General features: G+C 36.4%; 22 protein-coding genes, 2 tRNA genes and 1 pseudogene. 18 read left to right on the top strand and 7 right to left on the bottom strand.

The genetic code is table 11. The features are described from left to right. Positions 1–51 precede the first annotated feature (51 nt). On the top strand, positions 52–1251 hold the full coding sequence (locus tag BN1068_RS11280; protein ID WP_077602963.1) for an alpha/beta hydrolase: 1200 nt from the start codon (positions 52–54) through the stop codon (positions 1249–1251). A 194-nt stretch (positions 1252–1445) separates the two neighbouring features. Here BN1068_RS11280 and BN1068_RS24275 read toward each other — a convergent pair whose 3' ends face one another. The 3 genes from BN1068_RS24275 to BN1068_RS11290 all read right to left on the bottom strand — a co-directional run bounded on the left by BN1068_RS24275 (position 1446) and on the right by BN1068_RS11290 (position 3135). Next, the gene (locus tag BN1068_RS24275) at positions 1446–1682 is read right to left on the bottom strand and encodes a DUF6220 domain-containing protein (protein WP_368483289.1); all 237 of its coding nucleotides are present in this window, start codon (positions 1680–1682) and stop codon (positions 1446–1448) included. A gap of 138 nt (positions 1683–1820) precedes the next feature. Further along, on the bottom strand, positions 1821–2645 hold the full coding sequence (locus BN1068_RS11285) for an alpha/beta fold hydrolase (protein WP_077602964.1): 825 nt from the start codon (positions 2643–2645) through the stop codon (positions 1821–1823). A gap of 10 nt (positions 2646–2655) precedes the next feature. Further along, on the bottom strand, positions 2656–3135 hold the full coding sequence (locus tag BN1068_RS11290; protein ID WP_077602965.1) for a MarR family transcriptional regulator: 480 nt from the start codon (positions 3133–3135) through the stop codon (positions 2656–2658). Positions 3136–3412: 277 nt separating this feature from the next. On the opposite strand from BN1068_RS11290, the gene BN1068_RS11295 reads away from it, so the two are divergent. From BN1068_RS11295 to BN1068_RS23635, 5 genes and pseudogenes are all read left to right on the top strand, one after another. Continuing rightward, on the top strand, positions 3413–3883 hold the full coding sequence (locus BN1068_RS11295; protein WP_254846760.1) for a cupin domain-containing protein: 471 nt from the start codon (positions 3413–3415) through the stop codon (positions 3881–3883). A 275-nt stretch (positions 3884–4158) separates the two neighbouring features. Continuing rightward, positions 4159–4656, top strand: a pseudogene (locus BN1068_RS11305) (ABC transporter permease); the annotation flags it as partial. After that, complete coding sequence (locus BN1068_RS11310) at positions 4653–5438, top strand: ABC transporter permease (protein ID WP_077602968.1); 786 nt, start codon at positions 4653–4655, stop codon at positions 5436–5438. The pseudogene BN1068_RS11305 and the gene BN1068_RS11310, both read left to right, overlap by 4 nt. Next, entirely contained in the window at positions 5431–5706 is a 276-nt protein-coding gene (locus BN1068_RS11315) for a hypothetical protein (RefSeq protein ID WP_077602969.1), read from the top strand. Before BN1068_RS11310 ends, BN1068_RS11315 begins: the two co-directional genes overlap by 8 nt. A gap of 257 nt (positions 5707–5963) precedes the next feature. Then, entirely contained in the window at positions 5964–6125 is a 162-nt protein-coding gene (locus BN1068_RS23635; protein ID WP_175637137.1) for a hypothetical protein, read from the top strand. Between the two features lie 129 nt (positions 6126–6254). On the opposite strand, the gene ppdK is transcribed toward BN1068_RS23635, so the two are convergent. Further along, on the bottom strand, positions 6255–8861 hold the full coding sequence (gene ppdK / locus BN1068_RS11320) for a pyruvate, phosphate dikinase (protein WP_077602970.1): 2607 nt from the start codon (positions 8859–8861) through the stop codon (positions 6255–6257). A gap of 183 nt (positions 8862–9044) precedes the next feature. Here ppdK and BN1068_RS11325 point away from each other — a divergent pair, with 183 nt between their 5' ends. Both BN1068_RS11325 and BN1068_RS11330 read left to right on the top strand, forming a co-directional pair. After that, on the top strand, positions 9045–9674 hold the full coding sequence (locus BN1068_RS11325; protein WP_077602971.1) for a CBS domain-containing protein: 630 nt from the start codon (positions 9045–9047) through the stop codon (positions 9672–9674). Between the two features lie 18 nt (positions 9675–9692). Further along, a complete protein-coding gene (locus BN1068_RS11330) occupies positions 9693–10505 on the top strand; it encodes a pyruvate, water dikinase regulatory protein (protein WP_077602972.1) in 813 nt (270 codons plus the stop codon). 106 nt (positions 10506–10611) lie between these two features. Here BN1068_RS11330 and BN1068_RS11335 read toward each other — a convergent pair whose 3' ends face one another. After that, entirely contained in the window at positions 10612–11295 is a 684-nt protein-coding gene (locus BN1068_RS11335) for an ArsR/SmtB family transcription factor (protein ID WP_077602973.1), read from the bottom strand. A gap of 118 nt (positions 11296–11413) precedes the next feature. Here BN1068_RS11335 and BN1068_RS11340 point away from each other — a divergent pair, with 118 nt between their 5' ends. From BN1068_RS11340 to BN1068_RS11350, 3 genes are all read left to right on the top strand, one after another. Continuing rightward, the gene (locus BN1068_RS11340) at positions 11414–12781 is read left to right on the top strand and encodes an MFS transporter (protein ID WP_077602974.1); all 1368 of its coding nucleotides are present in this window, start codon (positions 11414–11416) and stop codon (positions 12779–12781) included. 267 nt (positions 12782–13048) lie between these two features. Further along, positions 13049–13124 (top strand) — tRNA-Thr (locus BN1068_RS11345). A 6-nt stretch (positions 13125–13130) separates the two neighbouring features. After that, positions 13131–13220 (top strand) — tRNA-Ser (locus BN1068_RS11350). Between the two features lie 9 nt (positions 13221–13229). Here the strand turns inward: BN1068_RS11350 and BN1068_RS11355 are convergent. Continuing rightward, on the bottom strand, positions 13230–13742 hold the full coding sequence (locus BN1068_RS11355) for a VOC family protein (RefSeq protein WP_077602975.1): 513 nt from the start codon (positions 13740–13742) through the stop codon (positions 13230–13232). Positions 13743–13910: 168 nt separating this feature from the next. Between BN1068_RS11355 and BN1068_RS11360 the strand changes: the two genes are divergently transcribed. Then, positions 13911–14729, top strand: a complete 819-nt coding sequence (locus BN1068_RS11360) for a helix-turn-helix domain-containing protein (RefSeq protein ID WP_254846762.1) — start codon at positions 13911–13913, stop codon at positions 14727–14729. A 43-nt stretch (positions 14730–14772) separates the two neighbouring features. On the opposite strand, the gene BN1068_RS24280 is transcribed toward BN1068_RS11360, so the two are convergent. Continuing rightward, a complete protein-coding gene (locus BN1068_RS24280; RefSeq protein ID WP_368483290.1) occupies positions 14773–14964 on the bottom strand; it encodes a DUF6199 family natural product biosynthesis protein in 192 nt (63 codons plus the stop codon). A 121-nt stretch (positions 14965–15085) separates the two neighbouring features. Here BN1068_RS24280 and BN1068_RS11365 point away from each other — a divergent pair, with 121 nt between their 5' ends. The 6 genes from BN1068_RS11365 (at position 15086) to BN1068_RS11385 (ending at position 19692) form a co-directional block, all read left to right on the top strand. Continuing rightward, on the top strand, positions 15086–15907 hold the full coding sequence (locus tag BN1068_RS11365; protein WP_077602976.1) for a hypothetical protein: 822 nt from the start codon (positions 15086–15088) through the stop codon (positions 15905–15907). A gap of 7 nt (positions 15908–15914) precedes the next feature. Continuing rightward, the gene (locus BN1068_RS23640) at positions 15915–16055 is read left to right on the top strand and encodes a hypothetical protein (RefSeq protein ID WP_175637138.1); all 141 of its coding nucleotides are present in this window, start codon (positions 15915–15917) and stop codon (positions 16053–16055) included. Between the two features lie 261 nt (positions 16056–16316). Further along, positions 16317–17072, top strand: a complete 756-nt coding sequence (locus BN1068_RS11370) for a methyltransferase domain-containing protein (RefSeq protein WP_077602977.1) — start codon at positions 16317–16319, stop codon at positions 17070–17072. Positions 17073–17300: 228 nt separating this feature from the next. Continuing rightward, positions 17301–18386 (top strand): tyrosine recombinase XerS, encoded by a 1086-nt coding sequence (gene xerS / locus BN1068_RS11375; protein ID WP_077602978.1) that lies wholly within the window; start codon positions 17301–17303, stop codon positions 18384–18386. A gap of 102 nt (positions 18387–18488) precedes the next feature. Next, on the top strand, positions 18489–19310 hold the full coding sequence (locus BN1068_RS11380) for an LAGLIDADG family homing endonuclease (protein ID WP_139344822.1): 822 nt from the start codon (positions 18489–18491) through the stop codon (positions 19308–19310). Positions 19311–19314: 4 nt separating this feature from the next. Beyond that, entirely contained in the window at positions 19315–19692 is a 378-nt protein-coding gene (locus BN1068_RS11385; RefSeq protein WP_077602980.1) for an rRNA methyltransferase, read from the top strand. The last annotated feature ends 131 nt before the right edge of the window (positions 19693–19823 follow it).

Here is a 19823-nt window from a genome sequence, read left to right on the forward strand (position 1 = left end):
CGCTTTTCGGGGTATCGCTATTCAGATAAACAAATGAAAGTGAGAGACTAAATGACAATTACAAAATTTAAATCTATTTTCAACAAAATTGGTACCATTGCTAGTTTACTGGTACTAACAGGCATCTTTGTTTTGCTTTGGCGTTCCTTTTCTGCTAGTGGATATGGTACGTATTCAGGGCAGATCGCTTTTTACTTGCTTACATTCCCTTTAGCATTTTTCATTTTAGGTGGGGCGGCTTTCATTATTTTACTCCTTCTCATTTGGAAAAAATCTGCATTATTTTTAAAAATTGTTTGGGCGGTCATATGTATTTCCTTTTTAGGAATAGCGCTTCTTTCCGGGATTCAAAACAAACACTATGCAGATCGTATTGGCACAGAAACAGCATTGCTGGGTAACTATACATTCTCTTTTTCTGGTACAGATACGTATTCCGATTTAGAGGAAGATGTTGTTTATAAAACTGCGGAAGATGAAGATTTATTACTTGATGTATGGGATACGAAGGTTAATGATGAAAATCGTCCCGTTATTGTAAATATTCATGGCGGCGGATGGAGCGGTGGAGATAAAAGTGAGGTTTCCTCATGGAGTAAATGGTTTAATTCGAAGGGGTACGTTGTATTTAATGTAGAATATAATCAAAATGGACCCGGCATGTGGCAAAAACAAATTTCAGATACACATGCAGCGTTAAACTGGATTGTTGAACATGCAGATGAATATCATTTAGATATAAACAGAATTAATTTACTGGGATCTTCAGCCGGGGGCCATCTAGCCTTGTTAACGGGGTATACGGAACTAAAGGAAAACAGCCTTGTTCCCAAAGAAACGGATTCCGGTTCCACAGTGAAAATAAATTCAATTATTAATCTATATGGACCATCGGATTTGTTACAGCTTTATAGTAAAAATCATAGTAAAGAATTTGTTCATCCACTGCTTGAACAACTCCTGGATGGCCAGCCAAAAACAGAAGAGATCAAACATCGTTATCAGCAAATGTCTCCTATTCAGTATGTAAATAAAACTTCTGCACCCACTATTTCTTTTGTCGGTCAAAAAGATAAAGTGGTGCCTGAAGAGCAAATAGAAATATTGCATGAAAAACTTGATGAAAATAATATAGATAACCAAGCTTACTATTTTCCTTTTTCTGATCATAGTTATGACACTAACTGGAAAAGCATAGCTACTCAAACAACAAGAGAAAAAATAGAAGAGTTTTTAAATAAATATAACTAGTATTTATTGCGTGATGGGAAGCTACAAATCAATGAAAAAAGTAACTAAGTGAAGGAATTTGTATAACTTCCTCACTTAGTTACTTTTTTATTCTTTCATATCAAAATGGGAGATTATTCATATTCAGCATATTTCTGAGGACCCTGAATCCGTATTTTATTATAAAGGTGAGGGCTTTCCTATTAAACAAATCGTTACTCCCTTGCAAGTTTTAAAGTATTTCTAATTATGATGAAATTCAAGCTGAAAATGACAAAGGGCAGAATAACATGTAAAGAAGCAAGGAATCCATGAGCAGTGTAATATTGTACATTAGCAACAGCAAATAAAATAAGTGCGTACCAAGTAAGGCTGTTTGGTATTTTTCCTAATAACCCTACCATAAACATAACAAGATAAATATATTTAAATAATGAGAAGGCTTTATGAATATTCTAATACGTATAATCTTGAAATAAGGCAATCCCTGCAAGATATACTTGAATCAGGATACAAAGAAATACTAAGCATGCTAATTAATCCTAAGTACAGGTTTTGATAGCTATTTTTCATAATAACAATCCTTCCTTTTAATCGAGTAAAATTTGCTTTAATTTGTTGCCCCAAAGTTCGGTTTGGTCTAAAAAAGACAGATGATGACCCGGGAATACAATAAAAGGACATTTTAGATTTTTTGCTATGATCGGTGAAGTAACACCGTAGTATTTCTTTTTTTTCATTGTTCTTTTTCCTGATGCTAAATAGATATCGACATTATGGTCAATGATTTTTTTGTAATCAGGCACATATCGGGAAAGTCCTAATAACTCTACGAAAATCAACTGCTCGTTATTTTTATATTGAGTCATTCTTTCCTGAAAATCTTTAGGTATATGTTTAAATACACTAAAGGGCAGCGATAACGAGAAATTAAACCAGTTACTAGCCAGGTTGCTGCCATACCGTAAGCCTATATTGTAAGTTTTTGTCATAAAGCGAAGATACTTTTTTTTATTTTGTAAAACATTTACAACGGGAGGTTCATGAATAATTACTTTTTTGATAATCTCCGGCATACGTACAGCTGTCTCTAAAGCAATAATTGCCCCAGCACTATTACCTAGAATATAAGCACATTCATAGCCGTTTGCATGTAGTACGGCTTTCATGTCAGCAACGTGGTCTTGAATGTTAAAATTATTTGCTTGCGGTCTTGTGCTTCTTGAATAACCACGCCGGTCATAAGTGATTACAGTGAATGAATCCTTTAAATAATTTGCTAATTTAGTAAAGAAGCCAGCGTCACCTCCGCCACCAGATACACATATTAATGGTTCACCATGACCTCTTGTTTCGTAATATAACTGTACTCCATTATTTTCAGCAAAACCTTGAATTACTTCAGATTCTGTCATATTTTCACTCCTAAATATAATCTTCCAAATCTAATTCCTTTAATTTTTTTGTGATTTTTTTGTAGATTTTCTCCAAAACAGGTTTTAACATTTCTTTCTCTTCTGGTGATAGATCAGCAAAATAGTCTATATCTCTTTCTAGTCTTTTTTCATGCATGTTCATATGCTGTTTGTGAATTTCATATCCATTGGCAGCAAGCCTGTAATAAATTTCTTTTTTATTAGACTCCATTTGATATTTCTCTATACAATCATTTTGTATTAGTTTTTTTGTGATTTTACTGATTGCTCCCCGTGTCAAATTCATCTTTTCGGCTAATTTTGATACATTCATTGGCTCTTTAGAAAGCTCAATTAATTCTATTACACGAACTTCTGAATACGTATTTTCTTGCATAAACGGGTAATTCATCTCTATCGTTTTATTTATGATAGTATGACGTTCTATAACACGATCAAAAATAAAGCTTAAATCTTTATCAGAATGCAATGGTATCTCTCCTTTTAATCATATTGTTTCCTTGGTAAACAATAATACTATAAATTGTTTCCTGATTCAACAAAAAATGTTATAGTAATAAATATCATTTTTATGGTAAAGCAAGCGTTATTTTGACATTTAATACGTTGGCAGATACTCGTTACTTTCTTGTGTCCAACTAATCAAAAATAGGGAGGTAAGGAAAATAGAACAAAAAATTAAGGTCAAAGACACTGTTGAAATTGGTAAGGAATTAGTTCATCAGGACGGAAGAACGGTTACTTTTTTGAAAGAAGGACAAGATGAGGACGGAGAATATATTACATTGAAGCACAAAATGACACAGCAAGGAACAGTTAATGGACCGCACTCTCATCCGAAGCTGAAAGAAACGTTTAAAATTATGGAAGGAAGTATGCGTTTTGTAGTAGACGGTCAAGAGTTCATGCTTGTGGCTGGCGAAAAAATTACGGTTTATCCCAATCAAGTTCATCAATTTTGGAATGTAAGCCAGGGAAATCTGGTGGCCATTCACGAAATTCGCCCCCCGGGACAGCATTGGAAAATGTTCGTCCTGATGCACAAATTGGAATGTGAGGGTAAGTTAACTAAAAAAGGGATACCGCGTAATCCACTTTGGCTTGGAGTAGCTTGGGAATGTATTGACGGTTATCTTGAGGGTCCGCCACGATTTATCCAGAAATATATACTTGGGGGATTGGCTAAAACAGCTGGAAGACTAGGTTATAAAATATGAAGAAGGTTTATCGTAGACATCTGGGACCTTTTAAAACAGCTGCAAGGGAAACAGATGCGCAATTTATGCCGCCGGATTTTATGCTTGAGCAGTAAAATTATCTGGAGAAACAGCAAGAAGGAAAGGCCTGGTCCGGGACAGTGATCCGCCCGTAGGTTGTATGTGGATTTGGTTTAGGGGACCCGATGAATTTGGCGATGGTTATCGCTGTTTATAGATATTTTTGATGATTGTAAAAGACGTAAGATTATACCTTAGTAGGAGCCTGCTTATTATATTATGTGGAGTCTGCAGATAATGCGCTGCAAAAGATGCAATCATTACCTATAAAAGAAGAGGGATTATTTTTTGCAAAATTTATTCTTATAAGTCTGATGTATCTGGGGCTGCTTGTCATAGAATTTCTTGGACTTGGTTTTAGCTCTGTATACTGGTTTTCGGAATATCCAGATTTACCAATGGAATTAGCGAAAAATATTGGCTATATTTTTATACTCAGTCTCCCGGCAATCGCATTATCTGTATTGATTGCTTCATTCTTCGCAAATATATGGATTGCTCTTGGACTCGGGATTATTGGTATCTTTTTAGCGACCCAGCTCTCTGATCAAAGTATCATTTTAGCCGCTTTTCCTTTTAATCTGCCTTTTCAAACGATGCATGGTACAGATGCAGCTGCGCCAGATACATTGGTTTGGATTGCATTGATCGAAACGGTTGTGCTGCTGGTTATTCAAAAGATAAGTGTACATGTGAGGAGGTATTTTAGATGAATTTTATTCATTTAATTCAAGTGGAACGTAAAAAAATCCGGCGTTCCAAAATTTTATTGCTTTTACTTATCGCAGCGATCGTTCTATGGTTGCCTTCGTTATTTAATATAGATATGAGCTTTGATACACAAACAACGGGTATTACTCCAGAGAATAATTTCTTCATTCAAGGGTTTCTTGGATTTTCCTGGTTTTTATTTCCTGCTGGTATGGTTGTTGCTGTTGTGTTAATTCGTCAATTAGAGCTTGGAAATAAAGGAATATTAAAAATGCTTGCTTTACCTGTCAATCCAGCTTTATTAAGCCTGGCTAAGTTTGTAATTTTACTCTTGATTTCAGCAATATTTATCTTATTTGCTGTAATTGTCTACTATGTTGCAGCAGGCTATGGATCGATGGTGAATGACTATAATATGATACTGTCACCAACATTTGTGTTAAAAGAAGCAGCTGTCTTTTTTGTAGTATCTATCCCTATGCTTTCTTTCTTTTGGCTGCTTTCCGTTTGCCTGCAGACAATGATTTTTTCTGCAGGTATATCGTTAGTATCTGTTATCCCATCTGTTTTAATCATGAATTCAGATTACTGGTTTATGTACCCGATGTGCTATCCGTTTTTCGTTGTAACTGCTAAATACGGGCAATTAGCACCTGACCTTTCAACATCTCAAATTAGTTATCTGCCATGGATACCTGTTGCCATCGGGATTACTATTATTTGTTTAGCTTTTCCAGTTTATTCTTTGGAAAAGCTGAAAGGAGGTAAGTCGACATATGAATAAAGTGTTTACGAGTATTTGTACAATCATGATCTTTATCCCCTGGACCATTTTAATCTTTAGGCTGAATGACTGGGCACTTGAATCACCGACAGCTAAAATTATGATTTCAATTTATGCTGTATTCATGATTTTTAGCGGGTTTTTCACACTATTTACGTATTTGAAAATGGATAGGGGAGCATTAATGAAAATTTGTCTGATGATTAATTGTCTGTATGCTCTTGGCGGAGTTGCTGCAATCGTTCTTATAGTTGCCCCTATGTCATAATTGATGAAAAAAACTGTTTTCGCAGAAGGTGCTATATCTTTATTTTTCTAGAAGGTGATTTGGATTCAGCATAATGTTGTATTGTCGTTGAAGGAAATGTGGAGAGCCATATGGTCACAAAAGGACAGTAAGTTCATTATATGCAGAATTATTCACGAAACAGTGCAACCAGAAGTACCACCATTCTTATTTGGAAGTAATTATCATAAATCTGCAACATTGTTTTGTGCATACTAAAAAATAAGGAGGTGTCAGAAATGAGCAAAAAAAATAAAAACAAGAAAAATCAATTGTTTGAAGATAACAAAGGTGTCCAAGCAGTACAAAATCAATTGAATGAAAGTTATCAAAGTGGAGTAGTGGAAGATCAATTAGCAAACAATAGAGGAATCCACCATTTTAATAACAAGAGCAGATAAAACGATGATTTGATGGTAAAGCCAAGCCCTTACTGCCTGATTAGCTTATTGCAATCAGGCAGTAAGGGCTTTATAGACATAGAGGATAAGAAGCCGCCTATTAAAATTTGGAGAACAGGCGGCTTCTTTCTATCCTAATACTGCTTGCGCTACAGCTAAACGGGCAGCAGGGATACGATATGGAGAACAAGAAACATAATCAATGCCAATCTGTTGGAAGAAAGCGATCGATTCAGGATTACCGCCAACTTCGCCACAAATACCGATCATCATATTTTCTTTCGTCTGTCTCGCTTTGCTGACAGCAAGCTTAATCAATTCGCCTACACCGCTTTGGTCCAGAACTTGGAAAGGATCTTGCTGCATAATTTGTTTTTCTTTATAGACATTAATAAATTTACCAATATCATCCCGTGAGAATCCAAAAGTCATTTGAGTTAAATCATTGGTGCCAAAGCTGAAGAAATCGGCATTTTCTGCTAATTGATCAGCGATGATACATGCACGTGGTAATTCGATCATCGTCCCGATTTCGTAAGGGAATGGCTCCATCTGATGCTCTTTGAATGTAGCCTCGATGGTTTCGGTTAAAAAGTTTTTAATGTAGTCCAGCTCTTCTTTTTCTGAAATCAAAGGAACCATGATTTCCGGACAAACAGTCAGGCCTTCTTTTGCCAATTGAATGGCGCTATTGAAAATCGCCTTGACCTGCATTTGATAAATGAGCGGTTCCGTGATTCCTAAACGGCAGCCGCGATGACCCAGCATTGGATTGGTTTCTTGAAGTTGTTCAATTTGTTTTTCAACGGCAGCCGGATATCTGTTTAGCTGTTCAGCCAATGATTTGATTTCATTCGTATCATGCGGTAAAAATTCATGCATTGGCGGATCAAGTAAACGAATTACCATTGGTTTATCTTGAACGGTTTTTAACATTTGGTAGAAATCTTCTTGCTGAAAGCCTAATAATTTATCTAAAGCAAACTGAACTTCCTGTTCATCTTTAGCCAGAATTAAGCGGCGCATTTCCAGCACACGTTCTTCACCAAAAAACATATGCTCTGTTCGTGCCAAACCGATTCCTGTTGCGCCGAAATCAATCGCTGTTCGTAAGTCTTGTAATGTCTCAGCGTTCGCACGAACCTTCAACTCAGCGCATTCATCAGCCCAGGTAAGTAATTGCTGCAAACTCTGATCGTTTTCAGGAACAATGGTAGGGATTTCCCCTAAATATAAGCTTCCTGTACTGCCATCCACAGAAATCGTATCGCCTTCTGTTAGCGTATGGCTGCCGCATAATACGGTTTTAGCTGTTTCATTGACTGATAATGCTTCACAGCCGGTGACGCAGCAGGTTCCCATTCCTCTGGCAACCACTGCTGCATGCGAAGTCATTCCGCCGCGGCTGGTAACAATTGCTTCACTGACCACCATGCCTTCAATATCTTCTGGAGAGGTTTCCTGACGGACTAAAATCACTTTTTTTCCTAAAGCAGTGTATTCTTTTGCTTTATCAGCTGTAAAGACGATTACCCCTGTTGCTGCGCCCGGGCTGGCAGGTAAACCTGTTGCAAAAGCTTCTGCTGTTGCCAGTTTTTCTGTATCAAAGACCGGATGAATTAATTGATCGATTACCTCTGGAGATACACGCTTAATCGCTTCTTTTTTTGAAATCAAACCTTCAGATGCTAAATCCAAAGCAATTTTTAAGGTAGCTTTAGCGGTGCGTTTTCCGTTCCTGGTCTGCAAAATATACAGCTTGCCATTTTCAATTGTAAATTCGATATCCTGCATATCTGTATAGTGCTGTTCCAGCTTGTTAGAATATTTGATAAAATCATTATAAGCTTCTGGCAGAATTTCTTGTAAGGATTCAATCGGCTCAGGTGTGCGGATTCCTGCAACCACATCTTCTCCTTGTGCATTGAGTAGAAACTCACCAAATAATTTATTTTCACCAATGGAAGGGTTGCGAGTGAAGACCACTCCTGTTCCGCTTTCCTCACCACTGTTACCAAAGACCATCGACTGGACATTAACGGCCGTACCTAAATGATGAGGAATATGATGCAAATTGCGATATACCTTCGCCCGTTGATTATTCCATGACTTGAAAACAGCCTTCGTTGCTTCGAATAATTGCTCCATTGGATCCTGTGGAAAGGATACTTTATTTTTAAGGAATAAATGCTTATACTGCTCGATGACCTCCAAATGCTCTGCTTCGTTAAAATCACTTGCTTTTTTATTTAAACGGCTTTCCATTTGATGCAGCTGCACATTGAATTGTTCTTTATGAATTCCGTACACGACATCACCGAACATTTGTAAGAGACGGCGGTAGCAGTCAAAGGCAAAGTTCACATTGGTCAATTTTGCAAAAGCCTGCACTCTAAGGTCGTTTAAGCCAAGATTTAAAATGGTGTCCATCATACCAGGCATGGAAAAGGCAGCGCCACTTCTAACAGAAACTAATAAAATATTTTCATCGGATGTAAAAGATTTACCGGTTTCTGACTCTAAATTTTGAATCGCTTTCAAAACTTCTGCATTTAGCTGTTCTTCGAAAAATGCTGCATCCGCTAAATAGTTCATACAACATTCCGTGGTAATCGTAAACCCTTGGGGGACAGGTAAGCCTAAATGAGTCATTTCAGCGAGATTGGCTCCTTTCCCGCCTAACAAATCTTTGTCCTCACTTCGCCCTTCATTAAACGTATAGATCAATTTATTCATAATATACCTCCTGTGATTTAATTATGTGTCACATTCATTTAATAATCATCATATATCCTGTTAATATGTTTGTCAATACAGAATTATGCGATTATTCATTTGAATAATTCGTAAATATATGTATAATAAACTCATAATAAATTTAAAAAATGGTTTTAAAGCTTTCTTTTTGGAGGTCCGGGAATGAAATTAAGTGAAAGACAAGAGCAAATCATTCAATTAGTAAAAGACTACCAGCCAGTTAGTGGTGAAAAAATATCTGAGCTATTAGATGTTTCCAGAGCCACTTTACGTTCTGATTTATCTTTTTTGACATTAGCAGGTATTTTACAAGCCACACCAAAAATCGGCTACACGTATGCAGGATCGGATTTAGAAACCTTATTCTTTTTTAAGACCTTTGATACAAAAATCAATGAAATTATGATTCCACCGCTGCTGATTAATCAAAACACATCCATTCGGGATGCGATCACCAATTTGTTTATTTATGATGTGGGTTCTTTATATGTAGTGGATGAAGAAAAACTGCTGTTAGGTGTTTTATCGAGGAAGGATCTATTGAGGGCATCATTAAATTCAGATATTGATAATACGCCCGTTGTGGTGTGTATGACGCGAATACCACATATTAAAGTCTGTGAAAAAAACATCAATATCCTGGAAGCTGCCACGATATTACAAGATTTTGAAGTTGATTCGCTTCCAGTCGTTGAAGAGGAAAATCACAAAAAAGTGATTGGTAAAATTACGAAGTCACGATTGCTCAATTATATTACGCAGCAAGCCAGAAATGCAGAATTAAACAAATAAAGGGGATATCAATTTATTATGGAAAATGAAATCATCGTCTACTCCATTTCTGATTCATTAGGAGAAACATCACAAAAACTGCTAACAGCCGTCAGTGCGCAATATCCAGATTTGAATTTTAATAAAAGCTACCGATTTCCGTTAGTAAATAGGGAAGAGGAGTTATTGGAAATTTTGGGGGATGCTTTAAAAGATAAAGCGATTGTTATAAGTACCTTAGTGAATCGTCAGCTGGCAGAGTCTGCACGAAATTTCAGCCAGCGAACCGGTTTATTGTATCTGGATTTAATGCATCCTTTTTTTGAAATGATTCAAGCCAGAACCGGCTCGGAACCAATCGAAGAACCAGGAACTGTTCATAAATTGGATACGGAATATTTTAACCGCATAGCAGCTATTGAATTTGCAGTGAAATATGACGATGGTAAGAATCCGCAGGGATTTGTAGACTCGGATCTAGTCTTATTAGGGGTATCACGAACTTCAAAGACACCATTAAGTATGTATTTAGCTAATAAGGGATACAAGGTTTCCAATTTACCGCTGATTCCTGAGGTCCCATTACCGCAAATTTTGGAAAATGTAGACCCAAGTAAACTGGTGGGGTTAGTTTGCCAGCCGGACAGTTTATCCAGAATTAGAAGTAATCGCTTAGATTCTTTAGGTTTAAGTCATTCAACCAGTTATACCGATTTAGAAAAAATCTATAATGAACTTGAATACTCACAACAAGTTTTTAAACGATTTAGCGTGTATACGATTGATGTAACAGATAAATCGATTGAAGAAACAGCTTATTTGATTGAAGAGCATTTAAAAAATAGAATATAAAAATAATCTCTCTATTGTAAACTGATTTCTACGATGGAGAGATTACTTTTATGAGCGACAAAAAAGTATAGGAAGTAATGGAACGATTTACAAAAAAACATTATCATCACAACGGATCAAAGCCGAATTCTTTCGTTATTTCCGCATATCCGAGGTCTGTTACCTGAATAGAACGGTGTACTTTTCCATGCTTTATCCATCCTAATTCTAATAACCGGTTCGTGATTGCCAGTGCAAAAGGGCCCGCAATATGAAATTTCCTCGCCGTCCAGTCAACATGGTATGGGATGACCATATTATCCATTTTTCTTGATGGAGTGATACCAAAGCGTTTCATCCATTTCAGCCCGTTCTCCGTTAACAGACATCCATCCTTCAAATCTTTTACATAGCCTAGACGAATAAGCGCTTCTGTTAATTTAATCCCGATTTCTCCAGCCAAATGACCATAGCAAGTCCTCCCGGTATACAAAGCTTTTTTCTCCGTAGATTCTTTGAGTGATCTTACCTGAGAAGGGGGAGAAAGGATTGCAATTGCTTCGACTGCTTCTGCCACTTTCGAATTTGTCAGCATGTAATATCGATGCTTGCCCGACTTTTTTAAGACGATTAACGATCCTTCCATCAGCTTTGCCAAATGCGCGCTTGCCGTTTGCGGAGATATCCCTGCCATAGAGGCAAGCTCTCCTGCAGGTAAAGCACGGCCATCAAGTAAAGCTATCAGCATCGTCATACGGACAGGATTTCCAATCAATTTTGCGGTGGAAGAAATATTATCATATACAGACATGGTGTTTTACCTCCTGTTGAAGCATTTGTTGAAAGTATATCATCTTATTATTTCGACGGCACACGAAATATTCTGTTGCTATAATGCTCCTATCTTAAAAAATGGAGTGTTGGATAAAATGGAAAAGCGGACAAATCAACTTATTATATTCACTGCAGGTACAGGCATGTTTTTATCAACGTTGGATACCGGAATTATTAATGTAGCATTACCAACGCTGGTTCGTGCTTTCGATTCATCGATATCTATGATGACTTGGACTATCACTTTGTATACGCTGGCTCTTGTTTCTACAATTATTATTTTTGGCCGTATAGGGGATAAATTGGGCCGCTTAAGAGTCTATACTTCGGGTTTAATTGTCTTTTTTATCGCATCCATTGCTTGCGGTTTGGCAATTTCTCCAATCATGCTTATTTTATCCCGTGCATTACAAGGAATTGGAGCAGCAATGCTGCAAAGTACGGCAGCGGCAATTATTTCTGCTGCCATTCCTAAAAAAGAGCAGGGGGCTGCCTTTGGAACGTTAGGTATGTTGATTGGTTTAGGCCCGGTTCTGGGTCCAGCCATAGGAGGATTGCTTCTTTCTATTGGTTCATGGAGATGGATTTTCTGGATAAACATACCTTTTATTATTTTCGGTTTGCTCGGATGCAGATATATCACAAAACGTATTCAAGAAACGAAAAATTCTATTCCTATTAATTGGACGGGAAATATTTTTTTTGCTTTGACCAGTTTTGCGCTTTTATGGAGCATTTCTGTCTTCTCTGAAAAGGGATTTTGGAGTATGTCTGTGATAGGAGCGTTTTTGTGCTTTATAGTATTTCTGCTAGGATTTTTGGGCTGGGAAAGAAAAGCGGCACAGCCGATTTTAGATTTGAAACAATGGAAGAAATCAGCTTTTATTTTACCCATTGCTGGGATATTTGTACTTGGCGGCAGCACTTCACTTGGTTTTATTATTCCACCATATTTTTTAGAGGAAGTAATTCACCTGCTGCCGTGGCAGATCGGATTGATTAATTTATCTGCCCCTTTAGGACTGATGGTATTTTCCAATATTTCTGGAGGTTTGATAAATAAAAAAGGGACCGGCCGTCTGATGATATACGGATTAGTTTTAATGACGAGCTCTTATACTGTTTTAACAATGATGCAGTCTTCATGGCCATTATTTTACCTTATTATGCTTTTATTTGTATTTGGGGCAGGAGCCGGTAATTTTATGCCGGCAAATACTTCTGCAATTATGAATGCAGCAAGTGAGGAAATCCAGGGTGTTTCCGGAGCAATTCAACGTATGGTGCAAAATCTTGGTATTGCAATCTACGCAGCGGTTGCGTCCGCATTTATTTCGGGTTATTCAGAAACAGATATAACTGGGTTAATGAGTGGAATTAGAGGTGCCTGGACATTTGCAGCTGTCACATTATTAATTGTCTTTATTGCGTTTTTGTACGGATATAGATCCAGAAAATATTGAAAAATAATTTTATTGATGAAAACCTAAAAATTATAGTATTTCTTAAAGTACGAATCCATTTTAATTAATTTTATTAAAATGGATTCTTCTATTTTTGCAGTAATATACAAGTTTGTGAGGTGGTGATACAAGTTTGGTTCCTTTTAAGCCACATTAATTTAAAGATTTTGGAATTAATCGCATATTACATTGTAAATTTGCTTAATAGTATTTTTATTGAAATCCCCGAAAAAAAGTATTATTATTTAATGTGTTCCAGATTTTTATGCTGGCGTAGCACAGTTGGCAGTGCGCATCACTCGTAATGATGAGGTCAGAGGTTCGACCCCTCTCGCCAGCACCATTCTATGGAGAAGTACCCAAGTCCGGCTGAAGGGGACGCACTCGAAATGCGTTAGGATAGGCAACTGTCGCGTGGGTTCGAATCCCACCTTCTCCGTTCTTCAAATTACTGACCAGTACTCCATTCGGCTACTCTTCGATAACTTTCTTCCTTTGAAATATCTTCAATGCGGGACATAATGGACCATCGGATTCCGTTTGGATCCAAAATACTGCAATAACGGTCTCCAGACACGAAGTTCGTAACTGGTTCTCTGACGGTTGCTCCGTTGGCTATAGCCAAAGCAAGTGTTTTGTCTGTATCTTGTACATAGATGGACATAGAATAACAAGCAGCACCGTTTTCTGGAGGTAATACGAGTTTATACTCCTGGTTAGCTGCTCCGAGCTGAAGAAAGCCATTACCAAAATTAATTTCGGCATGCACGATCACTTTATTTCCTTCATAATCAAATTCTGTCACACTTTCTGTCTTTGCATTAAATACAGTTTCATAAAAGGAAATTGCTTCAGCAGGATTACTCACAACAATAAATGGTGTAATTGTCGTGTACTCGTTAGGAGTACCATTTTTGACGAATTTTCCTGTAACCCCAGCATGATTGCTTTGATTGTTCATTTTTCAATTCCTCCAATTTACAAAGTAGTTGCTCAAGCAAGCTTGCGGCTGCATTTCATCCCGTCTTGCTAAAGCAGTACTTATTTGATACCTTTTATTATAGATTCTCCCTTAATCCACCGTATTGTAAAAAAGCGACACAATCGAATATAAAGGAGGCTGCTATGTGTGAAAGATATAAAAAGTTCTTCCACTCGCGGGATTTTGCACGCGGCAGCAGGAAAAGATAAATTTACTCTATCTCGTTTTGAACCCGATACCAGGCTGAAACCTTTCGTCGAGCATTATTGGGTTGTCCGTTATGATTTACAAGAAGATAATCCCTATACCCAGACAGTTTTATCCTATCCTAATATTCATTTTGCCTTCGAAGAGGATGAAAAAGGACGCAGGGCTCTGTTGTATGGCGTTCCAACAACACCGTTCATCCGGAAACTGCAGGGAGCAGGGAGGGTACTTGGTGTGAAATTTAAGGCAGGCGGATTTTATCCTTTTTGGCAACAGGATGTTTCGCTGCTAACCGGAGCAACCATTCCTGCTTCGAAGCTGTTTGGTCAGGATGTCGATGCTTATGCGGATACAGTACTGGATGCCGAAGATGACGCATCTATGGCAAAGCAGGCGGAAATTTTTCTATTGGAGCGGCTGCCGGAATACAATGAACAAGCAGAGCTGGCTGCAGCTATCGTCATGAAGATAATAAATGACAGGAATATTATTAAAGTAGAACAAATTAGTGAACAAAACAACTTGCCAATTCGGCAGCTGCAACGACTTTTCCGCAAATATATTGGAGTTTCTCCAAAATGGGTTATCAAGCGATTTCGGCTTCAAGAGGTTGCGGAAAAGCTGGAGCAGGATGATACGCCTCAATGGGCGGAACTTGCTGTACAGCTCGGCTATTTTGACCAGGCCCATCTTATCAAAGACTTTAAATCGGTAATTGGTCAATCTCCCGGTGCTTATAAACAGTCTGAATCTTCATAAAGAAAATTGAAAAATATAATAGAAAAGATATTTAAATAGGAAATTATAACGTTCGGGCAGCCACCAAATAAATCATTACAATGGCAACAACAATCATGAACACACCGCCAACTCGATTCATTTTTAAAGCAGTACTAGAGGGTTCAGCGTCTTTAAAATGCCATCCTATTGATAACCACCAAGCTGTTCTAGGTGAAAAAATACTAATAAAACATTCAAAGGATAAATAGGAAATGGCTTCTTATGGTTATTGGAGTGATTACTTTAGGTCTGATTCACATTATTTCACCTTTTGTTTTATTTTTCCCAACTGGGGAATAGTTCTGAAATAAGATAATTATTTTGGAGGGTTTATTTTGAAGAAAATAGGTGTCATTTTAGGACTGTTCTTAATCAGCTTACTGCTCGCAGCCTGCAATAATTCGAATGAAACAGACTCTGCTGAGGGTAATTGGGAAGAGCCTGTCGAAATAGAACAAGAGTCGAATCGCGGGTATTATGTGATACCTTCTGAGGAATCGGAACGGGGAGAGTACACTTATATCAGCGGTTCTGAAGCAGGAGAACAAATTTATTCGGAAGATGATGAATTATTTGATTTTGGTCAGACAATTGAGGCCATGACGACTACAGAGAACGATGATGGCTCCTATCATTCCGGAATCTATGAAGGTGTGGAAATTGAGGAAGCAACGATCGATGGAAATCAAGCAATTGTTAAATACCATATCAATGATGATACAGAAGCATCACAGCAGGAAATGGAGGATTTTGAACAGGTTCTTCAATTAGCTGCACTTGATTTTCAGGCAGAGGAGCTAGAAATTATTAACGAAACAGAGCGAATTATTTCTGCTTATCCATTGCTGGTAGAAACGGAAGATAGTGCAAACGATAACAGCTCATCTGAAGAAAATTCCAATACAGAGGATCAAGAAGAAAATACGGAAATAACGGAAGAAGATGCACTTAGTATCGTAATGGATTTTGTGGATGAGCATAAAGACGTTGACCGGGAAGAAGTAAAAATGATGGTACAGGATAATCAGGAGACGGAAGAGTATTATAAAATACAAGCATTTGTCTTTTCAGGAGAAGAGGGGGAAGATCAGATGACAAATACCGTTGGCTGGTATCTGGTAGATAAAGAAACAGGGGATATAGAAGAGGATATGTAGTAATCCATTGAGTTATACTGCATCCATTGAAATACAAAAATGGGAAACTGACGAGTTAGTTAATACTGTTACAGATGAAGCACTGATAAATGATTTAATAGAAGAACTGGAAGCTGCAAATTCCTCATCAACCTCTAATATAGAATAGACACGCTTTTTTCAAGAAGCGGACAATTAAGATTGATAATACGCTAAAAAATTTGGTATCTTTAAACTAATCAAATAAATTTATAATTACAATTATTTTAACGGAGTATAACAGAAGGAGGGAACACATTAATATGAAACGAATTAATTACTCGATACAGTTAGTAAATCTGATGGAGTCTGTATCGAGGTTAACCTAAGTTTATCTATCAGTTAACTGTATCGTCCACATAACAAATTAAAAAGTGGAGGATTAGTTATTATGAATATAAATGCGTTAAAAAACGAATGGATAAAGTATGAAGAAGTGAAATTTGAAGGCTGGGATTTTTCTTATATAAAGAACGATTGGGAAAATGAAACTCTCCCATGGAATTATGCTGGAATCGTAAACAAGTACTTGTCTCCAGCTCTAGAATTACTCGATATGGGTACAGGAGGCGGGGAATTTCTTCTGTCTCTAAATCATCCTTATGAAAAAACATCGGTAACAGAAGGCTGGCAGCCTAATATTGAGCTTTTAAAAAGAAAATTAGTTCCTTTAGGAATAAATCTAGCTTCAATTGATGACGATGACATCATTGATTATGATGATAATAGTTTTGATATCATAATAAATAGACATGAATCATTTAATGTTAATGAAGTAAAAAGAGTATTAAAACCAAATGGAGTGTTTATTACTCAACAGGTTGGCGGGAAAAATGGGAACCGTTTATCAAATATGCTTATTCCGGACTTTCAACCTAAATTTATAAACTTAAATTTGAGAAATACACAGCACGAACTAGAGAACAGCCATTTTGAGATTGTGTTTGCTAATGAATATTTTCCTTACCAAAAATTTTTTAATATGAAAGCTTTAATTTACTATGCAAAAGTTATTGAGTGGGAATTTCCAGTATTTAATGTAAAGGATAACTTTGAACAGTTGTTGAATGCCTTTAAAGAATTAACACTTAATGGCTATATTTTAAACTATGAGCATCGATTTATAATAGTTGCTTATAATAAATAAATTTCAAGAAATATAAACCCGTTTTGAATATTTTTCAAAACGGGTTTATATCGTTCAACAAGTAGCGAAGAGAGGAGGCAATTTAGACTTTTTCTCTTTGAACAAAAGAAAACGAAAGTTATGTGATAGAAATAATACTAAAATACATTATTACGTAAAATATAAATTTGACGTAATAAATTGCAATTCTAATTAAATTATTATAAAATCTATCTATGAGGTGATCTGATGGCAAATCATTCAAAGCAACAACTATATAACAAACTTCAAACTTTACTTAAAGAGCTTCCTTGGTATGTCGAGGAATTTATTAATTATAAAGAAAGAAAATTATCGGCAGCTTCATTGCTGAATTATGCGCATGATTATAAAATCTTTTTCAATTGGCTCGTTACTGAAAATTATTATTCTGGCGAACTGAAAGATTTACCGCTTGAGTTACTTGAATCACTAACTGTTCAGGAGGCTGAGCGATTTTTGGCCTTCCTTAAATACGAGTTACATAATAAAGAACTTACGATTAACCGTAAATTATCAGCTTTAAAGTCGCTTTTCAACTACCTGCAAAATATTGCCGAAACACGTGATTTACAACCGTATTTAAGGCGTAATGTCATGGCAAAGCTTGAATTCAATGATATAAAAGAAAGCATGGAAACCACTGCAAACAAAATGGAAGGAAAAATTTTAATGGGTGATGAATATGAGCATTTCCGCCAATTTATTGCCTATGATTATGGCGAACTTTATAAAGATAACAAAAAACTCGTAAACTTTCACCTTCTGAACCGTGAACGTGACACAGCAATTGTCTCGCTTATTTTAGGTTCCGGATTACGGCTTTCAGAGGTTGTGAACCTGGATTTGGATGATATTGATCACAGCAAATACACTGCACGTGTTATTCGCAAAGGAAACAAAGAACAATATGTTTATTTCAGCATGCAAGCGATGGATGATTTAGACGAATATTTAAAAATCAGGTCGGAGCGCTATCATGTTGAGAAAGCAAATAAAGCTTTATTCATTGCTGCTGCAATGGGACCAAAAGGAACACCGAGACGGCTGACCGCGCGTGCTATTGAAAAATTAATCGAAAAATATGCAAAAGCTTTTGGAAAACCATCCTTATCCGTTCATAAATTAAGACATTCCTTTGCAACGAGGTATCATAATGAAATTAATGATGTACCGAAGTTAAGGCGTCAACTGGGACACTCATCGATACAAACGACGATGATTTATACGCATATTAACAATGACGATTTAAAAAATGCTGTAGATAAGATGGATATGCCAAAAATTGATGAATGATTATCCTGGTATTATATAATTCGTTTTAAAGTTTTAAATCCTCCTGGGTTTCCACTTGATTACACGAACAAATGTTTGTATAATGGAAGACAAGGAATACCATTGAAAGGAGATAAAACAATGCCTAGAAACCCAGGAATTACGGATGAAGATATTATCAAGATGTATAAAAGCGGTATGCCTTTTAAAGAGATGGTTCCACGAGTCGGTATCTCTGATCGGGCTATTCGCAATGTAATGTATAAACACGGCGTTAAAATGAATAGAGAGCAATCCTCAGGCCAGCCTCGCAAACATAAAGTTAACGAAAATTACTTTAAAATATGGTCTCATGAAATGGCGTGGGTTCTGGGGTTGTTTATAACGGATGGGTGTGTAAATAAAACACATTCCAGTGTTTCTTTAACACAAAAAAATCAAATAATACTGCGTCAAGTAGCAAAATATATGGATGCAGATTATATTTTATCGAAAAAATATAAAACAAGAACAACAGCAACCTTAATTATTAATTCAAAAGAAATAAAAAATGATTTGGCTAATTTAGGAGTATTACCTAATAAATCATTAACCGTACAATTCCCTAGTGTACCTGATGCGTTCCTCCCCTCTTTTATCCGAGGAGTTGTAGATGGTGATGGCTGGGTTCAAAAGAAAGGATATGTGATGAATATTACTACAGCCAGTTCCAGTTTTGCTGAAGGGCTTTTATTAGTTTTTCAAACATGGAAACTGCGTAGTGAAATAACTGAAGAAATAACGCAAGCTGGCAATCCAGTTTTTCGTGTTTGGGTAAAAGGTAAATTAGACCTTCCTAGACTGGCAGATATTATATACAATGATGAAATAGATTATTACGAATCCTACAAGGAAAATTACTTAAGGATTCATTCAAAAACACATAATCAAATAATAAAGGAGTAATAACATGTGGAAATTAGTAGATGGAAAACTAATTCAGACAATAGATACATCAAGAGTAAAATTTAGAACAAATGTAAGCAAATCAATTATTGATCAATTAAATACATTAGCCATTCAATATGACTCATATCCAAATTATTTATTGGAATCAGGATTACGAGTTGTTTTAGCACAAGGTGTTATTCAGTTTGATAAAAAAACTCGTCCAAAAGATCGTATTCAATATAAAACAACATATGATAAGGGTTTGTTACTTGAGGTAAAGGATTTTGCGAAAGAACATAAATTAAGCGTTAATGATGTACTAGAATATAGTGTCCCTTTTATTGATTTTAATTCGGTGAAGAAGAGAAGCAATAAACATCGAATTGAAAAGCTTTAATTTTTTATTTCCTATAACGCCATTTCCATAATATCTATTATGAGAAGCTATAAAATATTTTGTCTCATATCAAAGTATACTCTGGATAGTGAGACAAAACATAATTTTTTACTTTATTGGAATCTGTAAGT

This window comes from Oceanobacillus sojae (assembly GCF_900162665.1).
In the GTDB taxonomy this organism is placed as follows: Bacteria; Bacillota; Bacilli; order Bacillales; family Amphibacillaceae; genus Oceanobacillus; species Oceanobacillus sojae_A.